This window comes from Streptomyces sp. BRA346, from assembly GCF_052851135.1.
Window position 1 is genome coordinate 26,677 of record NZ_JAIWIH010000019.1, and the last position, 21,559, is coordinate 48,235.

18 protein-coding genes are annotated in these 21,559 nt (G+C 66.2%); 6 read left to right on the forward strand and 12 right to left on the reverse strand.

Features of this window, described 5'->3' with window-relative positions; translation table 11 throughout:
- Nucleotides 1–78: 78 nt before the first annotated feature.
- From LCH29_RS22005 to LCH29_RS22015, 3 genes are read left to right on the forward strand one after another with little or no spacing between them, the layout of a single operon-like run.
- Nucleotides 79–507, forward strand: coding sequence for a hypothetical protein (locus LCH29_RS22005; protein ID WP_446463464.1), 429 nt, complete (start codon nt 79–81; stop codon nt 505–507).
- A 56-nt stretch (nt 508–563) separates the two neighbouring features.
- Nucleotides 564–2,879 carry a hypothetical protein gene (locus tag LCH29_RS22010; RefSeq protein ID WP_446463465.1) on the forward strand — a complete coding sequence of 772 codons (2,316 nt, stop codon included), beginning with the start codon at nt 564–566 and terminating at the stop codon, nt 2,877–2,879.
- Between the two features lie 19 nt (nt 2,880–2,898).
- Nucleotides 2,899–3,594 carry a hypothetical protein gene (locus LCH29_RS22015; RefSeq protein WP_446463466.1) on the forward strand — a complete coding sequence of 232 codons (696 nt, stop codon included), beginning with the start codon at nt 2,899–2,901 and terminating at the stop codon, nt 3,592–3,594.
- 46 nt (nt 3,595–3,640) lie between these two features.
- Here LCH29_RS22015 and LCH29_RS22020 read toward each other — a convergent pair whose 3' ends face one another.
- The 5 genes from LCH29_RS22020 to LCH29_RS22040 form a co-directional block, all read right to left on the reverse strand.
- The gene (locus LCH29_RS22020) at nt 3,641–4,390 is read right to left on the reverse strand and encodes a hypothetical protein (RefSeq protein ID WP_446463467.1); all 750 of its coding nucleotides are present in this window, start codon (nt 4,388–4,390) and stop codon (nt 3,641–3,643) included.
- A gap of 116 nt (nt 4,391–4,506) precedes the next feature.
- Complete coding sequence (locus LCH29_RS22025) at nt 4,507–5,883, reverse strand: putative T7SS-secreted protein (RefSeq protein ID WP_446463468.1); 1,377 nt, start codon at nt 5,881–5,883, stop codon at nt 4,507–4,509.
- On the reverse strand, nt 5,883–6,434 hold the full coding sequence (locus LCH29_RS22030; RefSeq protein WP_446463469.1) for a hypothetical protein: 552 nt from the start codon (nt 6,432–6,434) through the stop codon (nt 5,883–5,885). The genes LCH29_RS22025 and LCH29_RS22030 overlap by 1 nt, the downstream gene beginning before the upstream one ends.
- A 152-nt stretch (nt 6,435–6,586) precedes the next feature.
- Entirely contained in the window at nt 6,587–7,066 is a 480-nt protein-coding gene (locus tag LCH29_RS22035; protein WP_446463470.1) for a hypothetical protein, read from the reverse strand.
- A gap of 46 nt (nt 7,067–7,112) precedes the next feature.
- On the reverse strand, nt 7,113–8,210 hold the full coding sequence (locus tag LCH29_RS22040; RefSeq protein WP_446463471.1) for a S8 family serine peptidase: 1,098 nt from the start codon (nt 8,208–8,210) through the stop codon (nt 7,113–7,115).
- A 1,410-nt stretch (nt 8,211–9,620) separates the two neighbouring features.
- Here LCH29_RS22040 and LCH29_RS22045 point away from each other — a divergent pair.
- Complete coding sequence (locus LCH29_RS22045; protein WP_446463472.1) at nt 9,621–9,854, forward strand: hypothetical protein; 234 nt, start codon at nt 9,621–9,623, stop codon at nt 9,852–9,854.
- A gap of 48 nt (nt 9,855–9,902) precedes the next feature.
- Here LCH29_RS22045 and LCH29_RS22050 read toward each other — a convergent pair whose 3' ends face one another.
- On the reverse strand, nt 9,903–10,427 hold the full coding sequence (locus LCH29_RS22050) for a hypothetical protein (protein WP_446463473.1): 525 nt from the start codon (nt 10,425–10,427) through the stop codon (nt 9,903–9,905).
- A 611-nt stretch (nt 10,428–11,038) separates the two neighbouring features.
- Here LCH29_RS22050 and LCH29_RS22055 point away from each other — a divergent pair.
- Nucleotides 11,039–12,262, forward strand: coding sequence for an RNA-guided endonuclease InsQ/TnpB family protein (locus LCH29_RS22055; RefSeq protein WP_446463474.1), 1,224 nt, complete (start codon nt 11,039–11,041; stop codon nt 12,260–12,262).
- Between the two features lie 57 nt (nt 12,263–12,319).
- Here LCH29_RS22055 and eccD read toward each other — a convergent pair whose 3' ends face one another.
- Nucleotides 12,320–13,798, reverse strand: a complete 1,479-nt coding sequence (eccD, locus tag LCH29_RS22060) for a type VII secretion integral membrane protein EccD (protein WP_446463475.1) — start codon at nt 13,796–13,798, stop codon at nt 12,320–12,322.
- A 229-nt stretch (nt 13,799–14,027) separates the two neighbouring features.
- Between eccD and eccCa the strand changes: the two genes are divergently transcribed.
- The gene (eccCa, locus tag LCH29_RS22065) at nt 14,028–17,990 is read left to right on the forward strand and encodes a type VII secretion protein EccCa (RefSeq protein WP_446463476.1); all 3,963 of its coding nucleotides are present in this window, start codon (nt 14,028–14,030) and stop codon (nt 17,988–17,990) included.
- Between the two features lie 80 nt (nt 17,991–18,070).
- Here eccCa and LCH29_RS22070 read toward each other — a convergent pair whose 3' ends face one another.
- From LCH29_RS22070 to mycP, 5 genes are all read right to left on the reverse strand, one after another.
- Complete coding sequence (locus LCH29_RS22070; protein WP_446463477.1) at nt 18,071–18,238, reverse strand: hypothetical protein; 168 nt, start codon at nt 18,236–18,238, stop codon at nt 18,071–18,073.
- Between the two features lie 48 nt (nt 18,239–18,286).
- A complete protein-coding gene (locus LCH29_RS22075) occupies nt 18,287–19,024 on the reverse strand; it encodes a hypothetical protein (RefSeq protein WP_446463478.1) in 738 nt (245 codons plus the stop codon).
- 32 nt (nt 19,025–19,056) lie between these two features.
- Nucleotides 19,057–19,362, reverse strand: a complete 306-nt coding sequence (locus LCH29_RS22080; RefSeq protein ID WP_446463479.1) for a hypothetical protein — start codon at nt 19,360–19,362, stop codon at nt 19,057–19,059.
- A 34-nt stretch (nt 19,363–19,396) separates the two neighbouring features.
- Nucleotides 19,397–20,149, reverse strand: a complete 753-nt coding sequence (locus tag LCH29_RS22085) for a YbaB/EbfC family nucleoid-associated protein (protein WP_446463480.1) — start codon at nt 20,147–20,149, stop codon at nt 19,397–19,399.
- Nucleotides 20,150–20,319: 170 nt separating this feature from the next.
- Complete coding sequence (mycP, locus tag LCH29_RS22090; protein ID WP_446463481.1) at nt 20,320–21,549, reverse strand: type VII secretion-associated serine protease mycosin; 1,230 nt, start codon at nt 21,547–21,549, stop codon at nt 20,320–20,322.
- Nucleotides 21,550–21,559 lie beyond the last annotated feature (10 nt).

A 21,559-nucleotide genomic window follows, 5' to 3' on the forward strand; every position in this document is an offset into this window, starting at 1 on the left:
GCCGGTACGGAACGCGCTACTTTTACGGCCATTGACGCCTGTCATCACCCGGAAGTTGACGCGCCACCAGGGGGGACCGTGTCGTTCGACGAGCAGTGGGCAGCGCTCCGCACACAAGCGGCCGAGCGCCAGGCGACCCGCATGCAGATCAACACCTTCCACGACGGCGGCGCCGCTTCCCCCAAGGAGAAGCTCAAGGTCACCTCGAAGGTGCTCCGCGACATGGCCGACAAGGCCGATGGCACGCGCAGGAGCTTCGCGAAGGCCGACAACCAGGCCATGAAGGAGACCGGCCAGGTCAAGAGCAGCCTCAAGGGGTTCGACTGCGCCGCGGCCTTCGACACGTTCGAGGATCGCTGGCGGGCCCAGATGCGCCATGTCCAAGGTCTGCTCGAACACGGCGTCGCCGGCGCCCTGCGAAACGCCGCAGCGGACTTCCAGCTCGGCGACAAGGACACGGCCGACGCGTTCCAAGACCACGACGGGAATAAGCGCGTCGCCAGATAGCACCTTCCGAGGCACTACCCCACATCGACATAAGGGCATGGAGCGTACGACGGGCAATGGTCTCCTACCACGACCTCCTCACGGTGAACTTACAGCCGCTCTCCGATGCCGTCGACAAGTGGCGCGGTTTGCCGGAGCACTTCCTCCAGGTCAGCACCACCTTCTCCAAGCAGGTCGGATCCCCCATCGCCAACTCCGACTGGGAGGGCAAGGCGGCAGAGGCAGCCGCCGACAAGATCAAGGCGGTCGCGAAGCAGATGGAACAGGCCGCCCTCGAGGCCAGGGATGTGCACGGCCTTCTCAGCGACGCCCACACCAGCTTCAAGAGCGCCCAGAAGAAACTCAAGGACTACCGGGACGACATCGAAGCGGACACGAATCTCGCGATCGACGAGCAGGGCCTGGTGTCCTACAAGCCCACGAACCTCGACGACCTCTCCGTACAGGCGCAGGGCCTGCAAGCCAAGAGATACTCCGAAACGGTATACGGCTACAACGAACAGATCATGCAGGTGATCTCGGACGCCACCACGGCCGACGAGATCCTCCAATGGGCCCTCGCCCAGGATTTCAACGGTCGGGGCAAGGGGTTCACGGGCGACGGCTTCAACAGCCTCAAGGGCGCCAAGCGGGGCCGCGAGCAGGCATTCCGGGACCTCAAGACCGTCACCGAACTGGCACAGTCAAAAGCGAACCTGTCCACGACCCAGCTCCAGCAGGTCAACTCGATCCTCGCGCGCCACGAAGGGGACCCCCTCTTCTCGGAGAAGTTCGCCACCCAACTCGGCGCGAAGGGCACACTGCGGTTCTGGGAACACGCCGCCGATGAAACCCAGAGGGGCGGCGACCGAACGAAGGCGCTGGAGAAGTTACAAAGGTCCCTGGGCTTCACCCTGGCCACGGCTTCCCACTCCCACAGCAGAGCGATCGAGCAGTGGAAGCGAGACGTCATCAGGCTCGGCCCCCAGCGCCTCGACAACACCCACTCCGACGGCGGCCCGTTCGGCAAGGGCCCGTACGGCTTTCAGGTCATGAGCAGCCTGCTGCGGTATGGAGAGTACGACAAGAACTTCCTGCTGGACTACGGCAAGGGCTACAAGGACCCGCGCAGCCACGAGAAGGACGGCCGCACGGGAGGCTTGATCGAGTTCGACCGCAAGCACAAGGACGACCTCAAGGGCCTGTGGAGCCCCAGGGGGTATGCGGCCTACCTCAATTTCGGCAAGGGAAGCGACCAGGGCATGGATCCCATGGCGGGGTACATGGAGGCGCTGGGGCGCAATCCGGAGGCGGCGCAGGCGCTGTTCCACCAGAAAGACTATGTAAGAAACCCGTTGGCGACCCCGGACCCCGATCTCGCATATCTCCTGAGAGACCGGAATTGGCCCAATGGGAATCCCCTCGCCGCCAACGATCGAGGTTACGCCTACGACGAACTGGGCCACGCTCTGGAGGCAGCCACCCTCGGCCATCCGTACGACCAGCCCGAACTGGGACTGCACAGGACGCCGGAAAGCGCCAACGTGATGACCCAGACAGTTGTCATGGTCGCCGAGAATTCCGGACTGGTTGCGGATAAGCCGGGGCTCAGCGACAGCTTGGCCAGAATGGGCGCAGGGTATATCGATAACCTGAACTCGGCCACCACGAACTTCGGTGACAAATATTCTGGCCAAGGAATCCGAGATGCAGCCTTCGGCAGCATCGGAGACAGTGGCATCTTGGTCACGCACGAGAGAGCAAAGGACTTCCTCTCCGCAGTCGGCCGCGATGATGACAGCTACAAGATCCTCTCCACGGCACAGCAAGAATTCACCATCAGCGCCGTCAAGGCCCACCCCCGAGCCGACGATTCCCTCATCACCATCTTCGGAGCCGGCGCCGAAACTCAGGGAATTCTCGATGAGGCTCGCGCTGACGCCATCACGTCAAATGCCGAGGACAGCAAAACCGGGCAGGCCAGAAAGCTTTCCGAGGCGGCGGAATGGAAGAAGTATGACGTGACCCAAGGAATCAGCGGTGCCACAAGCCTCATCACCATGCCGCTCGAAGCAGCAAGATACGCCCCCTTCGTCACGCCGTTCATCGAAGCAGGGACAGGAGCTATCGAGACACACCTGGGCATTCAAATCGACAGAGAGATGGAGCGCCGCCAAGAAGAGTACGACATGAAAGTCGACAGAGACGCAAGCGATCTCAAGAAGGAGTTCATCGAGAAGAGCCAACGCAGGTCAGCGGTGACATTCGATGCATATGTGGCCGTCAACCCCGGCGCCGATAATTCTCCTTGGTATGCCAGAGCCGACGAGGCCATCAAGAACGGATACGATCGCGGCGTCGGCAACAGCAGCCTCACCGACAGTGGAAAATAGTAGAAACCCAAGAGGGACTATGCGCCTGCCATATTCACTGGTGAGATTTTTCCGGTCCACCAGTTCACTCACCTGCCTACTCGCCTTCACCGTCACCGCCTGCGGTGGAGGTAGTGGTGATTCGAAGCGAAAGGACGAGGACGAGACCACAAACCCTTACCTTGCTCGTCTCAGTGAGAGGACCTGCCTTGGTGTTTTCGACAAAGAAGCCGTAGCCGAAGCAGATCGAGATCACAACCTGACCCAGGTGGTTGCCCCCCGAGACGGGGAGGATTTCTCCATCAAGATTAGCCTGAGCATGAACAAGAAGATGACGACTCTCGAACCAGAAGCAGGTTCACCGTGTGGCATCCTCGACAAGTCAGGCAAGAAGAAATTATTCGTCGTTACAGTGAACTGGGGGCCCAGCTCTTTCCCCTCAGTTGACAGGAAGGCCGGAAAAACTACTTCGTTCGACGTGCGCACTACCGGCAACGGAAAGCGCGCCGAGCTCCTGGTCGACTGCCAACGCCCCGACCTGGCCCAGAAGACCAAGGACAAGAAGATGCTCGCCTTCCAGGTGACGCTCACCGACAACGTCGGCCTCTCCAACCGCGCCGAGGTCAGCATCCTGACCAAATCCGCGCAGAGGTTCACCGATCTGGAAGGTCGCCTGTCCTGCCAGAACAAGATCACATACCCCGCCCCGGAGGAAGTCACCGTCGCGGCCCGTTGAGGCGGCCGAGGGCGCCGGCGCCACGCCCCCGGCTCACCCAACCCCGCTATGCCGCCACAGCAGTCGGCGTCAGCAGGCGAGAAACGCTGTCGACGAGAGTCTGCTCCCCCACGCTCCGCGCCGTGATACCCGAAGGAGCGTGCGGCGCGTCGACGTTCACCGTCCACAGCTCCTCCGCGGTGGCGTACGTCATGAGCAGGGGTCCAGGGGTGTCGGCCAGCAGCACCAATTGGCCGACCACAAGGGCGTTGTCGATGACGTCCTTCATCGGGGGAGCCATCGAGTCCCGTTCGAGAGCCTCGGGATCCAGCTCCTGGGTGGGTCCGTCGTGTCCGGCGGTCTCGTGCGGGTCGACCAGTCGGCGGATGGATTCCGCCGCCTCAGGCACCGTGGCCACCAGAGTGAACGCATGCATACCGCCGCCGGTGACGTCCTCGATCAGGAGCACGTCGGCGCCGTGGACGAAGACATAGGCATACGAGGTGTCCTCGGACGTGGTCCGCTCCACTGCCAGGACGCGCTCCGCAGTCCTGCGCAGAGTCAGCGCCAACTCCAGGTCCGGGGAGAAACGCATGTCCATCTCGACGTCGGCGGACCGGTTCTCCTGCCGCAGGGCCGCGTCGAGTTCAGCGATGTTGGCGATCTCCACCAGGTCCCTCGACACCAGCGACCGCAGCGCGGTCGCGAGCACCCAGTCCCGCTCCTGCGCGGGCATCCCCTCCAGATGGGGAGCGGCAACGATCGCGCTTCCGCCCTCCGTCGCCGGACTTAGCACGGCGAGCTCTTCGTCGGTCAACCGGAGCAGCGGCCGCGATCCCTCTTCGGCAAGGGCCTTGCCGAGATCCCGGCGTATCTCCTCGAGCGTTGCGCCGCCTTCGTGGGACTGTGGCACGGGAAAGACCTCTTTCTTGCTCACCAGAACTTCAGTTTCTTGACCGAGTCGACTGTGCCGTTCACGGCGTGTTCCGCGGTCTTCACCGCGTGCGAGGGGTGGAGGGCAGCGTTGACCGTCGTGTCCACCGTGCTGTCCACCGCGCTCCCCACGGCATCTGACGTGGCGTTCCACGCGGTTTTGGCGCCTGCGGCGATGTCGTCGCCCCACTTGTCGTAGATATAACTGCCCGCGAAATACGCGCCTGTGGCACCCACCACTGCCCAGCCAGCGACCGGGATACTGGCAGCAACAGCCTCCGAAGCGAGGAGACCGCCGCTCAAAGCGGTTTCTGACAGCACCGCTCCCCCGCCCAACGCCTGTGCGCCCCCGGCAATTCGGTCTGCCACACCACGGCCTCCGCCATGGTCTGGACTTATCGCTTGTTTGAGTCCGCCGACGACGGCCAAGGGCATCATGGCCTTGCTGATCTTCCCCATGGCCTCAGCCGCACCGACCCCGCGGGCGGCGAGACCCGCAAGCCTTCCTTCACCGGCCGCAGCATCTGAGAGCCAGGCCGGGCCCTTCCCCATCTTCTTCAGCCACTCCTCGGCAGCTTGGCCGCCCTTCGTCCACTGTTGCCAAAGGGCCATGGTGGCGCTGATGGACCCCCGGATCTTGGAGATCTTCTTGACTTTGTTATAACTCTCTTTAAATTCCTTGTACTTCTTATACTGCTCGCTATTCTGGATCTTTTCCAAGAAATTCAGCTCCGTTGTTGCAGCCCTCTGCCCGGCCTGGTCCTCGTCATATGTTCCCTTGACCGCACTCTGGGCCCTGTCGTGCGCCGTGTCACGCTGGCGGCGAGCCTCGGCCAGGATCTCTCGAGCCGTTTCCATGTACGCAGCGCCCGGGTCGTGGAATGCGCCCGGAGCTTTAGGCGGAGCCGCGCACTCCGCGTCGTCGACGGCAGGCTTGTTGTCGTAGGCGTCAACAGCCTGGCCATGGGCTTTGACCTTGTCGTTGTGCACCCCGCGAGCCCTGTCCGAGGCACGCTTGCCCCGCGCAAAGGTATCGATCGCCTCCCGGGCCTGGCGCTGAGCCCATTCCACGGTGTGAGCGACGTCCGTCAGCGCCCCACTCGCTCGATGACACGCGTGCGCGATCTGGAACCACTTCTTCGGTTCAGTGGACACTCGCTTGCGGAAGGCTTCTGCCGTCTCCCCCTTGATCTCGTGGGAGTTCAGCTTCCGTATCCCCTCACCGACCGACTCAAGGCCCTTGGCCAGGCCTCTCAGCTGCGCGGCGTTCGACCGAAGCTTGGACGCGTCGCCATGGATCAGCTCTTTGGGCTCCTCCGTTTGGCCCAACTCCAGTTCGCCCTGGCCCCAGCTCACATCCTTCGTGTTCGTCGGCATCAGCTCCCGCTCCCCTCAGCATCGCCAGGGCCCGTATGCCGCCCGGTCCCGTTCCCGCCGGTACCGACGTAGTCCCAAAGCGATGATTGCGGTCCGGTCTGCGGGGAGGGCTGCGCGCGGTAGCCGGACGCGCCGGAGCCAGAAGGGCCACCGAAGTTCCCGAGAATGCCACTGACACCTGCCCCGCCTGGGCCCGCCGCGGCACCCACGGCGGCATTGCCGAGGCCGACCCTCAACGCGCCCGCCCGGTTCCGGTCTTCCTCCCACAGGGCACCGGCGGCCTGACTCAGCTGGGTTCCCAGCGAGTTGGCAGTCTGCTCCAGCATGTTGATGCCCAACTGCCAGAACTCACAGAAATTCGAGAAAGTATCGGAAAGTCCCTCACCACTGGCCTCAGTTGCCGACAGGCTCATGGTGCTCAGGCTGCTGTTCTGCGCGGAACCCTTGCCCTTTCCGGCTCCCTCCAGACCATGCAAAGCTGACCGCAGATTTCTGGTGATTCGCTCCTCGGCCTCCTTGGTGATCTTCAATTCACCATGGTTGCCCACCACCTGTGTCTCCTTTCCCCCGTGCCGCTACTTACGGCATTTTTCGAGCTCATATCGGAGGTACCCCGCCGCGATGGCGGCATCCGAGCACCTTCTGCTTTCATTATTTCCGGTGACCGGCAAACTTGGATGCCGAATGATCGCGCCCCAAGCTGCTACCGTGCGTGTCGCTCATCATGCACGGGCACACGAGGGGAAAAGGCCGCCACGGCAGCCTGAAGACGTTCCGAATCAAGTTTCCAGAGTCGGATCGCACGGCTGGCAAGAAAGAGATCGTGATCGATGTGCCGGGCGAGCTTCGCCGTCTGCTCAGCGCTCAACTTGCTATTCGGTCCAGGCAGAGGCGGCGCACCAGGGCGACGACGAAGGCCAACGAAGTCTGTCCAGTCGTCCGTGGGCACGAGCGAGTGAGTCTTACCAAGTGTGGCGACATCCCGCAGATACCTTCGCCATAGCACTACAGAAGTGATGTCCTGCCACGGGACGAGAGCCGTTTGCTTGGGAGTACCACCAAGAGTCACGCCATCTTGGTCGACCCGGAGCATCACGATGCGCTTCCAGCCCACTCCAAGCAGGAGTTGGAGGGGAGTGCGCGTCAGGTATGTTTCGTACACTGGAGGGTCGTACTTGGTCATGACTCCACGTTATCCAGGCCCACACCGTTCATAACGCCTCGCCCTCTCAGGCCCGCCTGCGCCGGCGAATGAGCGCATACGCCCCTCCTCCGATGACCAGGGCTGCGGCGACGCCGATTCCGGCGTAGACGAGCGTGTTGTCGCTCCCGTCGTCGCCACCCGTTGCGGAGGACGCAGGGCTCTTGCTGTCTGTGTCCGCAGCACCCGACGGGGCGTCACCCTTCGCGGGTGAGGACGGCGACGCGGAGGACGCCTTCCCGGGCTGGTACTTGGGGAACAGCGGATTCACGTCCGCCGGGCCGGGGTCGCCCTTTCCGTCGAGCAGCACCTGGGCGGGACGGATGATGCCGTAGCCGATGTACTCGCTGGGGACCTTGCCCTTGGGCTTGCTTGCCGTTTGCATCATCACGCGCAGGACCTGGTTCGCGGTCCACTTGGGGTGGGCGGACCAGATGAGGGCGGCCGATGCGGAGGAGAGGGCCGTGGCGTGGCTGGTGCCCGTCTGTTCACACCACCCATTCCCCGTCTTACAGCGCCCGGGAATGCCTTCCCCAGGAGCGGCGAGTGCCACCTGAGGGCCATGGGTGGAAAATTTCGCAACAGTGCCGCTTTTATCAACAGCGCCCACGCCGACAGCACCAGCGAGGATCGATGGATACCCTGGAATGTTTGAAGAGGCGCCGTCGTTCCCGGTGCCTGCAAATATCAAGGAGCCACTGGAATTGATCTCGTCAATGCCTGTCTTCAATCGCTTCTTGGCGCCCTTGGTCAGATAGCCCGTGATGGTCTCTGAAAGATTGATAATGCGAGCGCCTCGCTGAATGGCGTATCGAATTGCCCTGAGCAGGGCCGGCGTTCCATCACCGATGATTTCCTTGCCTGTGCGGACTCTCACAGGCAGCACCTTGACTCCCGGAGCAAGACCCTGGACGCCGTCAGCACCTCCTCTGCCCGCGATAAGGGCAGCCATTTCCGTGCCATGACCGTCCGTATCGATGTCCGCGCCTTTCGCGTCGTGGGAGTAGTCCTTCCCCTCCAGGACTTGCCCACGCAGTTCAGGGGTGGAGTCGTCAACGCCGGTATCCAGCACAGCCACTGTTACGCCTTTACCTGTGCTGTGCTGCCAGATTTGGCCAGCCTTCATGGCATCGAGGTACCACTGTCGCGAACGTATGTCCTGAGCAGCTGCCGGAGCGGCAAAAGTTCCCGTACACATGACCAGGGCAGTGAGCAAGGGCAGGCCACGTGCCCAGCGCCGACCGCTTCCACCGGACAAGACTGACATCCCTGCAGAGTCTCCTGAGATTCTTGATTTAGACGACTATTCGATGACGGGAGGCAGGGTGTCCTGGCGCCCCAACTCCCAGCCTGCCTGGTTGTCAGCAGGATTCACAGATCCACGGTCGGCCCCGCTTCGGCTCGTGCCCAGCTCTCCAGTGCGGGAAGGCGCTGGCCCCTCAGCGTGATCGGACCGTACAAGTCCGGTGCCTCCACGGGTAAAAGTTGCCCCTCTCCTGGAAAAGGTGTGAGGGTCTGCGATCGACCCTCCAGGTTCTGAGGCGACTCTGTTTCCTCTGCGTGCTTCAGTCGATGAGCCGCTTACAGCTCCGGCAGTGCCGGGGGAAGCGGTTCCCGGTCCGGGTCCCCGTAGAGGTGATCCGCCTTCATCACCGATGACCGCACCACGCTGACGTCCACCGGCAGAGCTTGGGTTCGATGTGCGTGGGCCGCTGACCTGTCCCCCCGGTTCTGAGGCAAACCGTCGCCCAACAGGCGCCGTTTCAGAGCCCGGCACACCGCCTGCCCGTGCCGCGGGGTAACCGCCCCCGCCCGGAACGCCGCGCGACATTGGAGTGTCTTCCCCAACGACCATCCCACGCGGGAGTCGGGACGACGAACCGAGGCGGCGCTGCTGGCCTCCCGCCACGTCATCGTTCACCGGCGCCCGAGAAGCGGGTGAACGGAGTACGGGTTCGCCCCCACCTCTCATTGCGGGAAGACGAGGAACGCTCCTCCCAGCCTCAGGCGATACGGTTCGCTGATTTCCTGCACTCGGCACATGCGGTACCGACGGCGTCGTGACAGGGCTTGGCTGCCGGGATGGATCTGCGGGTGCCGTCGGGCCCTCGGCCGGCGGACCGACCTCCGGCTTGGGCAGTGTGGTGGTCGAGTCGATGTGGGTACCCGTGGCCTGGCGAGGGTTCTGCTCATCTGCCACTTGCCTTGAAGGAGCTGATCCGCCCGCTTCCTGCTGCTGTGCGCGGCTCGCATCAGTGCCCGCGCTGGCAGCGGCCTCCCGAGCCTCCGAGCCATACCCCCTTTCCCGGCCCCAGATCGAATCGCCCTCGATGGGCAGCACCTTGAACTGCGGCTCCCGCTCCGCCTCCATCGTCTGCTGCGCCGCCCGGTAGGCCGAGGAGAGGCGCTCCAACTGGTGGCGGGCCTCTTCGGCCTCCTGGGTGGCGGCCTTCTGGGCGGCCGGGTCCTCGTGGGTTGCTCGGGGGTCCCGGGAGGCAGGGAGGGCGGACTTGGTTTCGGAGAGGGTCTGGCCGGCTTGGGCGACGTGTTTGCCCACGGTCGTGGTGAACTGGCCGAAGCGCATGACTTCGAGGGCGAAGTCGTGGGCCCACTCGCGGAAGGCGGAGCCGCCCTCGCCGGTCCATTCGACGCGCGAGACGTGGTGGCGCAGGTCGGAGCCGATGTCGAGGATCTTCGGGCCCGCGTCGCCCAGGGCCGTGCCGGCGGCGGTCAGTTTGTCTGCGTCGGCGCCGGCCAGCATGGCCCGTAGGTTGTCCACCGACAGGCCGTCGAACTCTCCGTTCGCCATGGTTCCCCCCTAGCTGAAGTCCGAGTCGGCGGTGCCGGACTTGCCCGTGCCGGGCTTCGGTGTGTTCTTGTCGTGGCCGGTGCCGGGCCGGTCGTCCGCGTGCGGGCCGTAGTACTCGGCGGTGCGCTTCTGGATGGCGCGGAGGCGGGCGGCCTGTTCGGCGTCGACGCTGTCGTAGCCGCGGTCCGAGATCTGGACGGCGATGCCCAGGGCTTCGAGCTGGTCGCCCAGGGTCCTGGAGAACTTCTCCAGGCGGGCGTGCAGCTTCTCGTAGGCGCCTGCCAGGTCGGCGGCCGCGGTGAATTCCGCGCCGAAGGCGGCGTGCGCGACCGTCTGGTCGCTGATCTTGCTGCGGGCCGCCGGTGATTCTTCGAGGTCCAGCAGGATCTTGTCGATCCTGCTCTTGAAGCTCGCCAGGGTCTCGGCCTCGACCTTGAGGTCCGCACGTTTGCCGCCCCGACCGCTTTCGCCGCTCCCCGTGCGCACTCGGCTCGCGCTCGCGTCGGTCGCCGAGACCTGACGCCCCTCGCTCATCGTCTTCCCCCTACGGCGTATACGGCGATCGGCACCACTCTAGTCGCGGAGCGTGCAGCTCCCAACTACGTTGTGGTGAGCATGGGTCCGGCGATTTCCGGGCATAGGGCGGCATGCTGGACGCGGTGCTCTGGATTGTTATGTCCCTGCCCAGGCGTCCCTTTGGCACCCCCGGTGCAGGGCCAGCAGGGCGGCGACCACGCGCGGGTCGAACCATTCCGCTGCCATGTGCGGCCACGGGGTGAAGCGAGTCTAAGGGTGGCGGCATGGAGTGTTGCCGGATCTGGTCCGGCGGAGCCGGACAGGGCTCACACCAGCCGGTTCTGCTGCTCGATGAACTGCCAGACCGCGGAGAGCGGGGCGCCGCCGACAGTCCCGGCAAAGGAGAATCTCGACCACAACTTGTTGATCCCCAGCAATGGCGGACCCGGTCCGGGAACTCCTGACGCAGGTGACGTGAGGAGACGCCCTTGACGCAGGTGATCGTCTGTGAGCACGTTGTGCCGGAGCTTTGTCACGAAGGCCACGTGCGCCTGCATCACGAAAGCGCAGTGTCGACCAGTTCTGATCTCCTGCATCCCCCCGTAGCTCACGTCCGTACGGTGGCTTTCATGCGGCTTCGGTACAGCTTTCGCCTGTACCCGGATCACGCCCAACGCGACGCGTTGGCTCGGGCATTCGGGTGCGCCCGCGTCGTGTTCAACGACGCCGTGCGTGCCCGCGAGGACGCCAGAGCGGTGGGAGGCCCGTTCCCGAAAGCCGGGGAGCTGTCCACGCGCCTGATCACCCAGGCCAAGCAGACCGAGGCCCGCTCCTGGCTGGGCGAGGTCTCCGCGGTCGTGCTCCAGCAGTCCCTGCGCGATGCCGAGACGGCCTACAAGAACTTCTTCGCCTCCCTCAAGGGCGAGCGTAAGGGGCCCAAGCTGGGGGCGCCGAGATTCAAGTCCCGCAAGGATGCGCGGCAGTCCATCCGGTTCACCGCCAACGCCCGCTGGTCGGTCACCGGCAGCGGACGGCTGAGCCTGCCGAAGATCGGGGCCGTCAAGGTGAAGTGGTCGCGCACCCTGCCCACCACCCCCACCTCCGTCACCGTGGTCAAGGACGCGGCCGGGAGGTACTTCGCCTCCTTCGTCATCGACACCGATCCGGCTGCCGACGCTGTCCGGATGCCCGACAGCGACCGGACCGTCGGCATCGACCTGGGACTGACACACTTCGCGATCCTGGATGACGGCACGAAGATCGACTCTCCGCGGTTCCTGCGCCGCGCGGAGAAGAAGCTGAAGAAGGCCCAGCGGGAGCTGTCCCGCAAGCAGAAGGGGTCCAGGAACCGGGAGAAGGCCCGTCTGAAGGTCGCCCGGGCGCATGCCCGAGTCGCCGACGCGCGCCGTGAGTTTCACCACCAGCTCTCCACGAAGCTGATCCGCGAGAACCAGGCCATCGGCGTGGAGGACCTGGCGGTGAACGCACTGGCACGCACCCAACTGGCCAAGAGTGTGCACGATGCGGGCTGGGCACAGTTCGTGGCCATGCTCGTCTACAAGGCCAACCGGTACGGACGGAACCTGATCAAGGTCGGCCGGTTCGTGCCGACCAGCCGGACCTGCTCGTACTGCGGCCACGTGGATGGCCCCAAGCCTCTCCACATCCGCCAATGGACCTGCCCCGCTTGCGGAGCTCTCCTCGACCGGGACACCAACTCCGCACGCAACGTGAAAAAGGCCGCCGGACTGGCGGTATCAGCCTGTGGAGCGCCGATAAGACCAGAACTCGTCCTGGCACAGCGCAACGAACCAGGAAGCCACGGATTCCCTCCCGAAGCCCGTACCGCGTAGCGGCACAGGCTTCGAGAGAGAAGGCCGGAATCCTCGGGATCCACCCCGAGGAGCAAGTCACTTGCTGATCAGACCCCGTGCCGTGGCGTAGACGTCCAGGACGGCCAGTGCGAGCGGCGTGACCGCCAGCAGCATGGCGCCTTCCACCAGGTCGCCGAAGCGCCCCCAGAAGGGCGTCACGCTCTTCTTCGGCACGATCAACGCGATGGCGATGAGCAGCAGGGAGCCGAAGGCGACGGACGCCGACAGCCAGACCGTGCGGATGTCGAGCGGGCCGCTGTCGCCGCTGAGCAGGTCGACCACGGCGCTCGTCGGCGGGTTGAGCGCGAGGCCCAGGACGAGCAGGGCCAGCGACACGATGCCGGACACCAGGACGCAGGCGACCTGCCAGGTGTAGCGGAAGAGCCGGGCGCGCAGCAGCATGGCGACACCGGCGGCGAGGGCGAGGACCTGGGCCCAGGCGTTGTCGGAGAAGCCGAGCACCGCGGCGGAGCCGACGACGACCGCCGCGCAGCCGCCGACGAGGCCCAGCAGCAGTTCGTGACCGCGCCGGACCTGGATCGCGATGCGCTCGCTGTCGACCGGGGTGGAGGCGGCCGCGGTGGTGTCCGGGTCGGTGCCCCCGCCGTAGTCGTTGCGCGCGGAGTCGCGGGGGGCGACGTAGCCGATGGGCAGCCGGGCGGCGCGTGCGGACAGGCCGGGCAGGAAGGCGATGGTGGCGATGGCGACGGCCGCGCAGACGGCCGCGGTGCCCGAGGCGTCGATCTCGGCGAGGATCTGGCAGAAGGTGGCCACCGTGCCGAACGCCGAGAGGACGACAGCGGCGACGAACGGGGCGTCACCGGACGGCATGGCGGCGACCAGCGCGACGGATACGACCAGTACGGCGACGCAGCCGAGCAGGAATTGCAGCCGCCCGATGCCCTCGCCGCGGTCGAGGGCGAGCACCCCGGATCCGCCGATCATGACGTGCGGGAGTGCGGCGAGGCCGAGGGCGATGGCGGAGCCCCGGTCGTCGTACACCCGGGCCCGTACGCCCGCGAAGACGGCGAGCAGCAGGCCGACGGCGCCGGCGATGATGCCGGGCAGGCTGTGCATGTCGTGCCGCACCGGGTCGGCGAACCAGAGCACGAAGCCCATGAAGACCAGCAGCAGCGCCCCGCCGAAGAGGCCGCTGACGCGAAGGTAGTCGGCGTTCCACAGGGTGCGGTCGCCGGAGACCGCCGAGGCGATGGCGTCGGAGACGTCGTCGCGCACGACGGGCGGCAGGGATTGGGCGAAGGGGCGCATGGACAGCACGTCGCCGTCGAGCACGCGCTGGGCCGCGAGGGAGCGGGCGCCGTCCAGGACGGTGCCGTCGCGGCGTACGAAGTGGTAGCCGACGGGTGCGCCGGCGGGCTGTGTCTGGCCGGTCAGTCGGAGTATTTCCGGATACAGGTCGGCAAGGGCAATGTCGTCAGGCAAAGCGACATCTATGCGACTGTCGGGTGCGACGACCGTCACTCGGCAGAAACCGGTCGCTGTGGTCGAACTCACCTGCGGAACCCTCTCATTCCCCGTGTCTCCGCTTCTTTCGCGGACCCGATTGTCGGACGCGATTGTGGCTGCGCGTGCGGAACGTCACCCTACCCGGCGCCGTTTGTCGTCCGTGCACGTAGGATCAGCACATTGCCGGGCAGGCGCCACCAGGACGCGCCCTGAAGCGTGGGTGCCGGCCTCGACCGGTCGTCAATCGTTCAGCCCGCATCGGGGGATAGATAGGCCGATGAGCCACATCATCGTGAAACGCCCGCCTCGGGTGACTCCGCCCGGGATGTCCGCGGATGAGCTCCGGCTCGAATCACCTCCTGAATTGCCTCGCGGCGATCAGGAGGGCATGGCGATGCAATTGCTGCCGATGCTGGGCATGGGCTCGTCGGTGGTCTTCTTCTTCATGCCGAATTCGGCACCGTTCATGAAGATCATGGGCGTGATGATGCTGCTGTCGACGGTCGCGATGGCCATCGCTCAGCTCATCCGGTACCGCAAGGGGGCGCAGGGCGAGGCCGTGGAGGGCCGCCGCGACTACCTCAAGTACCTGACCAAGACGCGGCGCCAAGTACAGCGCACCGCGCGCAAGCAGCGGGACGCGCAGTTCTTTCTGCACCCCTCCCCCGAGCAGCTCTGGTCGCTCGTGGCGGAGGGCAGCCGGCTGTGGGAGCGGCGCATCACCGACGACGACTTCGTCCAGGTGCGCATCGGGCTCGGCCCGCAGGAGCTGTGGACGCCGCTGGTGGCGCCGGAGACGGCCCCGGTGGAGGAGCTGGAGCCGCTGTCGGCGGGCGCGATGCAGCAGTTCATAGCGGCCCACCAGACGCTCGACGGCATGCCGATGGCGGTCAGCCTGCGCGCCTTCTACCACATGACGGTCTCCGGGGAGCCCGAGACGACCCTGGGCACCGCGCGGTCGCTGGTGGCGAGCCTGGTCGCGCTGCACTCGCCGGAGGACCTGGTGATCGCCGTGGTGGCCGCCTCGGGCGCCACGGACGAGTGGGACTGGGTCAAGTGGCTGCCGCATACGCAGGTGCCGGGGACGGTGGACGGAGCGGGCACCAAGCGGCTGTTCGGCGACAACCTCGCCGAGGTCGAGGACCTGCTGAAGAACCATCTGGAGGGCCGCTCGCGGTTCAACCGGGACGGCCAGCCGCTGCTGGACCAGCCGCATGTGGTCGTCATCCTGGACGGCGGTTTCGTACCGCCCGACTCGATGCTGGCCGCCCAGGAGGGCCTCCAGGGCGTCACGGTGCTGGAGGTCATCCGGGGCGAGCTGGACGAGCTGCGCGGCGGCCTGTCGCTGATCGTGCGACCGGGGCTGCTTCAGGTGGAGTCGGCGTCGGCGGTGTACGAGGGCGTGCCGGACGCGCTGCCGCTGCCCGCGGCCGAGGCGCTGAGCCGGCAGCTCTCCCCGATGCGGGTGTCCAGCGGCGGCGGGGACGACGAACCGCTGCTGACCAACCTGGAGTTCACCGACCTGCTCGGGCTCGGCGACGCGGCGGCCGTCGACACCGCGGTCACCTGGCGGCCCCGCTCGACGGCGGAGCGGCTCCGGGTGCCGATCGGCGTCGGCGAGAGCGGCGCCCCGGTCATGCTGGACCTCAAGGAGGCGGCCCAGGAGGGCATGGGCCCGCACGGGCTGTGCGTGGGCGCCACCGGTTCCGGCAAGTCGGAGCTGCTGCGGACGCTGGTGCTGGGCCTGGCGGTCACCCACTCCTCCGAGACGCTCAACTTCGTGCTCGCCGACTTCAAGGGCGGCGCGACCTTCTCCGGCATGGCGGAACTGCCGCACGTCGCCGCGGTCATCACCAACCTCGCGGACGACCTGACGCTGGTCGACCGCATGCGCGACTCGATCACCGGTGAGCTCCAGCGCCGCCAGGAGCTGCTGCGCTCCGCGGGCAACTACGCCAACATGCACGACTACGAGAAGGCGCGCGCCGCGGGCAGTCCGCTGGAGCCGCTGGCCTCGCTCGTGCTGGTCATCGACGAGTTCAGCGAGCTGCTGACGGCGAAGCCCGACTTCATCGACATGTTCATCCAGATCGGCCGCATCGGCCGGTCCCTGGGTGTGCACCTGCTGCTGGCCTCTCAGCGGCTGGAGGAGGGGCGGCTGCGCGGTCTGGACACGTACCTGTCGTACCGCATCGGTCTGCGGACGTTCTCCGCGGCGGAGTCCCGTACGGCCCTGGGGGTGCCGGACGCGTACCACCTGCCGTCCGTGCCCGGCTCCGGCTACCTCAAGTTCGGCACCGAGGAGATGGTCCGCTTCAAGGCGGCGTACGTGTCCGGGGTCTACCGGTCCACGACGACCACCATCACGGGCAGCGGACCGCTGCCGACCGACCGCCGGCCGGTGCTGTTCACCGCCTCCCCGGTGCCGGTCCGGTTCGCCGAGCCGGAGCCGGACTACACGTACACCCCGGAGAGCAACCGCGTCGACGACGCGCTCGCCGACACCGTGCTGGACGTCATCGTGCGCGGTCTGGAGGGACGCGGCCCGGCGGCGCACCAGGTGTGGCTGCCGCCGCTGACCGAGGCGTCCCCGCTGGACCAGCTGGTGCCCCAGCTGGCGGTCTCCACCGAGCGCGGGCTGCACGCGAGCGGCTACGCCCGCAGCGGCGGCCTGTGCGTGCCGCTCGGCATGGTGGACAAGCCGATCGAGCAGCGCCGGGAGATCCTCTACCACGACTTCTCGGGCGCGCAGGGCCACATGCTGATCATCGGCGGCCCGCGCTCCGGCAAGTCGACCCTGCTGCGCACCCTGATGGGTGCCTTCGCACTCACCCACACCCCGCACGAGGTGCAGATCTACGGCCTGGACTTCGGCGGTGGCGGCATGGTCGCGGTGCAGGGGCTGCCGCACGTGGGCGGGGTCGCCTCGCGGCTGGACCCGGAAAAGATCCGCCGTACGATCGCCGAGGTGACCGGCGTACTGAACCGGCGCGAGGAGTTCTTCCGGGACAACAGCATCGACTCGATCGGCACCTACCGGCAGATGCGCGCGGCCGGGCAGCTGCCGGGCGAGGCGTGGGGCGACATCTTCCTGGTCATCGACGGCTGGCAGTCCTTCAAGACGGACTACGAGATGCTCGAGCCGGTCGTCGCCGACATCGCCACCCGCGGCCTCGGACTCGGGGTGCACCTGGTCGTCACCGTCACCCGCTACATGGAGATGCGAGCGGCGCTCAAGGACCAGCTGCTCGCGCGGCTGGAGCTGCGGCTCGGCGACCCGATGGACTCGGAGCTGAACCGCAAGGTCGCCGCCAACGTGCCGGTGGGCAATCCGGGCCGCGGTCTCACCCCCGACAAGCTGCACTTCCTCAGCAGCCTGCCGCGCATCGACGGCGTCACCGGCAACCCCGACGACCTGGCCGACGCGACCTCCGAGTTCGTCAAGGCGACGGTCGACAACTGGCCCGGCCCGCACGCACCGCAGGTGCGCATGCTGCCGCGGATGCTGTCGGTACGGGAGATCCCGGGCGGGCACGAGCAGCCGCAGCGGGGCGTCGCGATCGGCATCGACGAGATGAACCTCGAGCCGGTCTTCGTCGACTTCGACAGCGACCCCTTCTTCGCCGTCTACGGCGAGACGGAGTCCGGGAAGACGGCGCTGCTGCGCCTGCTCATCAAGCAGATCACCGAGCGGTACACGCCGGAAGAGGGCCTCATCGTCATCGGCGACTACCGGCGCAGCCTGCTGGAGGTCGCGCCGCAGTCCCATCTGGTCGGCTACGGCACGACGCAGGACGCGTTCGAGAAGTACATCGCCGACATGAACACCCTCATCAGCCAGCGCATCCCGGGGACGGACGTCACCCCGCAGCAGCTGCGCAACCGCAGTTGGTGGTCGGGGCCGCGGGCCTTCATCGTGGTGGACGACTACGACCTGGTCGCCACGTCGTCCGGGAACCCGATGTCCGAGCTGGTGGACAACCTTCCCTACGCGCGGGACGCCGGCGTCAACATCATCGTCGCGCGGACGACGGCAGGCGCCGGGCGCTCCTCGTACGAGCCGTTCATGCAGCGGTTCAAGGAACTGGGCGCGCAGGGCGTCGTTCTCTCGGGCTCGCCCGGCGAGGGCGAGCTGCTCGGTCAGGTCAAGGCGCGTCCGCTGCCGCCGGGACGGGGCGTGTTCGTCTCGCGGCGCGGCGGGGCGTCGCTGATCCAGACGGCGTGGCTGCCGGAGGAGTAGCGCGGTCGCGCACAGCGGGACCGGACAGCGGTAGGGGCTCGTCGAACCATCGACGAGCCCCTACCGCTGTGCGGTTGTGGTCAGCGGCGGTTGCGCTGCTGCTGCCGTTTCGTGAACACCTCGCCGATCGCCGGACACGCCACGACGAGCACGCAGAGGATCACCCCCACCGGTTTGGACGGTACGACCGCCCAGTCGGTGAGGACCGGCATGATCAGCCACAGCAACGCGAGTACGGCGATGCTCACTCCGGCGATACGAGGTCCGTACACAGGTTCACTCCAAAAGTGGTCCGGTCAGGCGGTGCCGATCGGCCAGTGGCCGTTCGGGAACGCACTGTTGTCGCCGGCCTGGCCCTTCATCTCGGCGAGGGTCTTCGCCTGGTCGCCGAGCACGGTCACCAGAGCGACCGAAGCGGTGGTGACGAGCACCCATCCGGCGGTGCCTTCCCCGATGGCGGCGATCGCGGCGGGGACCAGACCGACGCCGGTCACTCCGGCGGCCGAGCAGGCAATCATGGCGGGGACGAACTGCACCAGGAAGGCGGCGATGGCCCCGTAGAAGACGAGTCCCGCTCCGGCGGCGACGAGGAGACTGGTGGCGATCGAGTCGGCGGCGCTGCTGACCTGGCCGGCGGCGGAGGACTGGGTCCAGATGGCGCTCGTATAGGCGTCGGCTCCTTCGCCCTTCCACTCCTTCGGGGCCTGGAGGTTTCCCTTCGCCGTGGTGGAGGACGCGGTGCTCGCCTTGCCGCGGATCTTCTTGTCCTGCCAGTCGAGGGAGTCCAGGAAGAGCACCACCGGGGCGAAGACGCCCTTGAAGAATTCGCCGATCTTCTTGAGGATCCAGTTGACGAAGTCGACGAGCTTGTTCGCGGCAGCGATGATCGGCTTCGCCACAGCGTCGGGAACGTACCAGTGGTCCGCGAAGCTGTTGACTCCGTCGACCATCTTGTCCAGCAGCTCACCGACCTTCTTCAACTTCTCGTTGATCTTTTCGATGAGGTCGTCGAATGCCGATTGAGTGAATGCCATTGCTCTCCCCGTTCCCCGAGCACCGTTCGGTACTAGTAGGCTTCTTCCACGGACTTCTTGGTGTCGGCTTCGTGGTTGTCGTACGCCTTCGCGTTCTTGACCAAGGCGTCGGCGATTTCTGTCATCCGCTTCTCCCCCTCGGCACAACGAGCCGAGAAGTGATCGATGACGTCCTGATAGGCGCCGACGAATATCTGGTACATGCCGTACTCGAGCCGAGTGGGCCGCAGGCACTTGATCATGGTGCCGACTTCGCCGATCGCCGTGGCCTGCTTGTCCCACATGCCGGCCTCGGAGCGAATGGCGTCCGTGATGACCTTGAGACGGTCCTTCGCCATGGGGCTTCAGTTCCTTTCCGAGCCAGTGAACACGTCAGAGCAGCCGCTGCGGGTCGTTGAGTATGGCCAGGAACTCGTTCATGAGGCCCTGTGGGTTCAGGTCCGCGATCTGGGCCGCGCCGGGACTCCGGACGTCCTCCAGCTTGGCCCGGGCATGGCTCAGCGCCTCGTTGAGCGCCTGGCTCAACCGGACGGACGACTGCTGGGCGGCCCACTGCGGATCCACGTCGCAGGAGACCAGGGAGTGCGCGGTGAGGCCGATGACGACCCGGCGGGCGGCCGCCTCTCCCCTGACCTCCGGGGCCCGGAAGGAGTCCACGTCCAGCCCGTCCAGGGCATCGAGCCCGGAGAGGGTGTCCTCGACCACGTCCTCCATGGGCCTCGGACGGACGGGGTCCCGATCCTGCCGGGGCACCTCCGGGGGCGCGACGGGCCCGGCTCCCGAACCGGGGACGTCGGGCATGCCCTCGAGTTCCGCGGCCCGCTCCTCCCAGCCCGACTGCTCGAGCGTGCGCGCCCAGCCTTCCATCTGCTCGCTCATGGCGGAGCTGTACGCGTCGACGACAGCCGGGCCGAGGTTCTCGGGAGGCTGCCGACGCTGCCAGTCGGACGCGACCTTGATGGACTCGGGCAGCCGATCAGGCCCCAACGTCACAGTGACGGCACCCTGGGCGTCCTCGCCCGTGGCGTGCTGCGGAACCTGATCCTGCATATCCGTCATGAGCTGCTGGAGTTTCTCCGCATATTGCTGGAACTCCTGCATTCCTCGAAAGATCTCGTCAGTCACGCTTCCCCCTATCTGACCGTTTACGAGGCGTTTGCAGAGCGCGTGGCTCAAACGTGTCGTGCACGCTAGCACGCCCACGGTTCAAGGCATACCGAAAGCGACCTCGATGATGGGTGGGTGAACGCACGCATGACGAATTCAGCTCGTCACCGGATACTTTTGAGGAACAGTCAGAAATGCTGAGCGCTACGGCGTCGGAGGAAGACGAAGGCTCCACCGCCGACCACGACCACCGCAGCCGCCGCCCCCAGGATCCAGGGCATCGCGCTGCCGCCGTCCTCGGAACTCTTGGCGGCGGCACCGGCCTCGGCGTCGCCCTTCGGGGCGGTGGAGGGGTCGCCCTTGGACGGGGCGGGGGAATCGGGCTTCTTGGCAGCCATGAGGGGATTGATATCGGCCGGGCCCGGGTCGCCCTTGTTCTCCAGGACGTTGTAGCGCGGGCGGATCGTGCCGTAGCCGAGGTAGCGGCTGGGGATTTTGCCGTCGGCGGGCTTGCCGGCGGTTTCCATCATGACCCGCAGTACCTGGTTTCCGGTCCACTTGGGGTGCTTGGCCCAGATGAGGGCGGCGGCGCCGGAGGCGATGGCGGTGGCCTGACTGGTGCCCCCGCTGCGGCAGTACCCGGACTTACCGATGCAATTGATCGGAATGTCCTCACCCGGGGCGGCCAGCGCTACTTGAGAGCCGTAATTCGAGAATTTCACATGCGCCAAGTCCTTGTCGACAGCGCCGACACCGGCCACGCCGTCGCTGGCCGCGGGATAGGTGAGGTCGTTCGAGGTGTTTCCGTCGTTCCCCGACCCCGCCAGCAGCAGTTTGCCGCGCCCGATCGCGTAGTCGACCGCCTTCTGGAGCTCTTCCGGCTCGTTCTTTTCGAGCAAGTAGTCCTGGAAGGCGAGAGACATGTTGATGATCTTTGCGTCACTGTCGGCCGCGTACCGGATGGCCTTGATGAGGGCTGGAGTGCTGCTGCGTGCGGCCTCCTTGCTGGTACCGGACACAGTGAGCGGCAGAATGCGTGCATCAGGGGCGAGTCCCTTGACGCCCTGACCGCCGACGCCGTTTCCGGAAATGAGCGCAGCCATGGCCGTGCCGTGTCCGTCCATGTCGGTACGGGCGTCCTTACCGGGCTCGACGAAGTTCTTCCCCGGCAAAACCTTCCCTCGAAGCTCCGGCGTGGAAGCGTCGACACCGCTGTCGATCACGGCGACCGTCATTCCTTTGCCGGAGCTGACCTTCCACATGCTTTCCGCCTGCATGCCGTCCAGGTACCACTGGCGCTCCCGCATGCCCTCCGCCAAAGCGGAGGGCGCGACGAGCCCCATGATGACGAGCAAGGACGCCAGCAGCGCAAGTACTGCTGATGCCCGGCTCCGGACCTGAGTGAGCGTTTGTTCCATAGTGCCTGTT

Excerpts from the sequence above, each read along its gene's own strand:
- LCH29_RS22010 (WP_446463465.1), top strand. The coding sequence starts at position 564 with ATGGTCTCCTACCACGACCTCCTCACGGTGAACTTACAGCCGCTCTCC.
- LCH29_RS22015 (WP_446463466.1), top strand. The coding sequence starts at position 2,899 with ATGCGCCTGCCATATTCACTGGTGAGATTTTTCCGGTCCACCAGTTCA.
- LCH29_RS22025 (WP_446463468.1), bottom strand. The coding sequence starts at position 5,883 with ATGCCGACGAACACGAAGGATGTGAGCTGGGGCCAGGGCGAACTGGAG.
- LCH29_RS22035 (WP_446463470.1), bottom strand. The coding sequence starts at position 7,066 with ATGACCAAGTACGACCCTCCAGTGTACGAAACATACCTGACGCGCACT.
- LCH29_RS22040 (WP_446463471.1), bottom strand. The coding sequence starts at position 8,210 with ATGAAGGCTGGCCAAATCTGGCAGCACAGCACAGGTAAAGGCGTAACA.
- LCH29_RS22050 (WP_446463473.1), bottom strand. The coding sequence starts at position 10,427 with ATGAGCGAGGGGCGTCAGGTCTCGGCGACCGACGCGAGCGCGAGCCGA.
- LCH29_RS22055 (WP_446463474.1), top strand. The coding sequence starts at position 11,039 with ATGCGGCTTCGGTACAGCTTTCGCCTGTACCCGGATCACGCCCAACGC.
- eccCa (WP_446463476.1), top strand. The coding sequence starts at position 14,028 with ATGAGCCACATCATCGTGAAACGCCCGCCTCGGGTGACTCCGCCCGGG.
- LCH29_RS22075 (WP_446463478.1), bottom strand. The coding sequence starts at position 19,024 with ATGGCATTCACTCAATCGGCATTCGACGACCTCATCGAAAAGATCAAC.
- LCH29_RS22080 (WP_446463479.1), bottom strand. The coding sequence starts at position 19,362 with ATGGCGAAGGACCGTCTCAAGGTCATCACGGACGCCATTCGCTCCGAG.
- mycP (WP_446463481.1), bottom strand. The coding sequence starts at position 21,549 with ATGGAACAAACGCTCACTCAGGTCCGGAGCCGGGCATCAGCAGTACTT.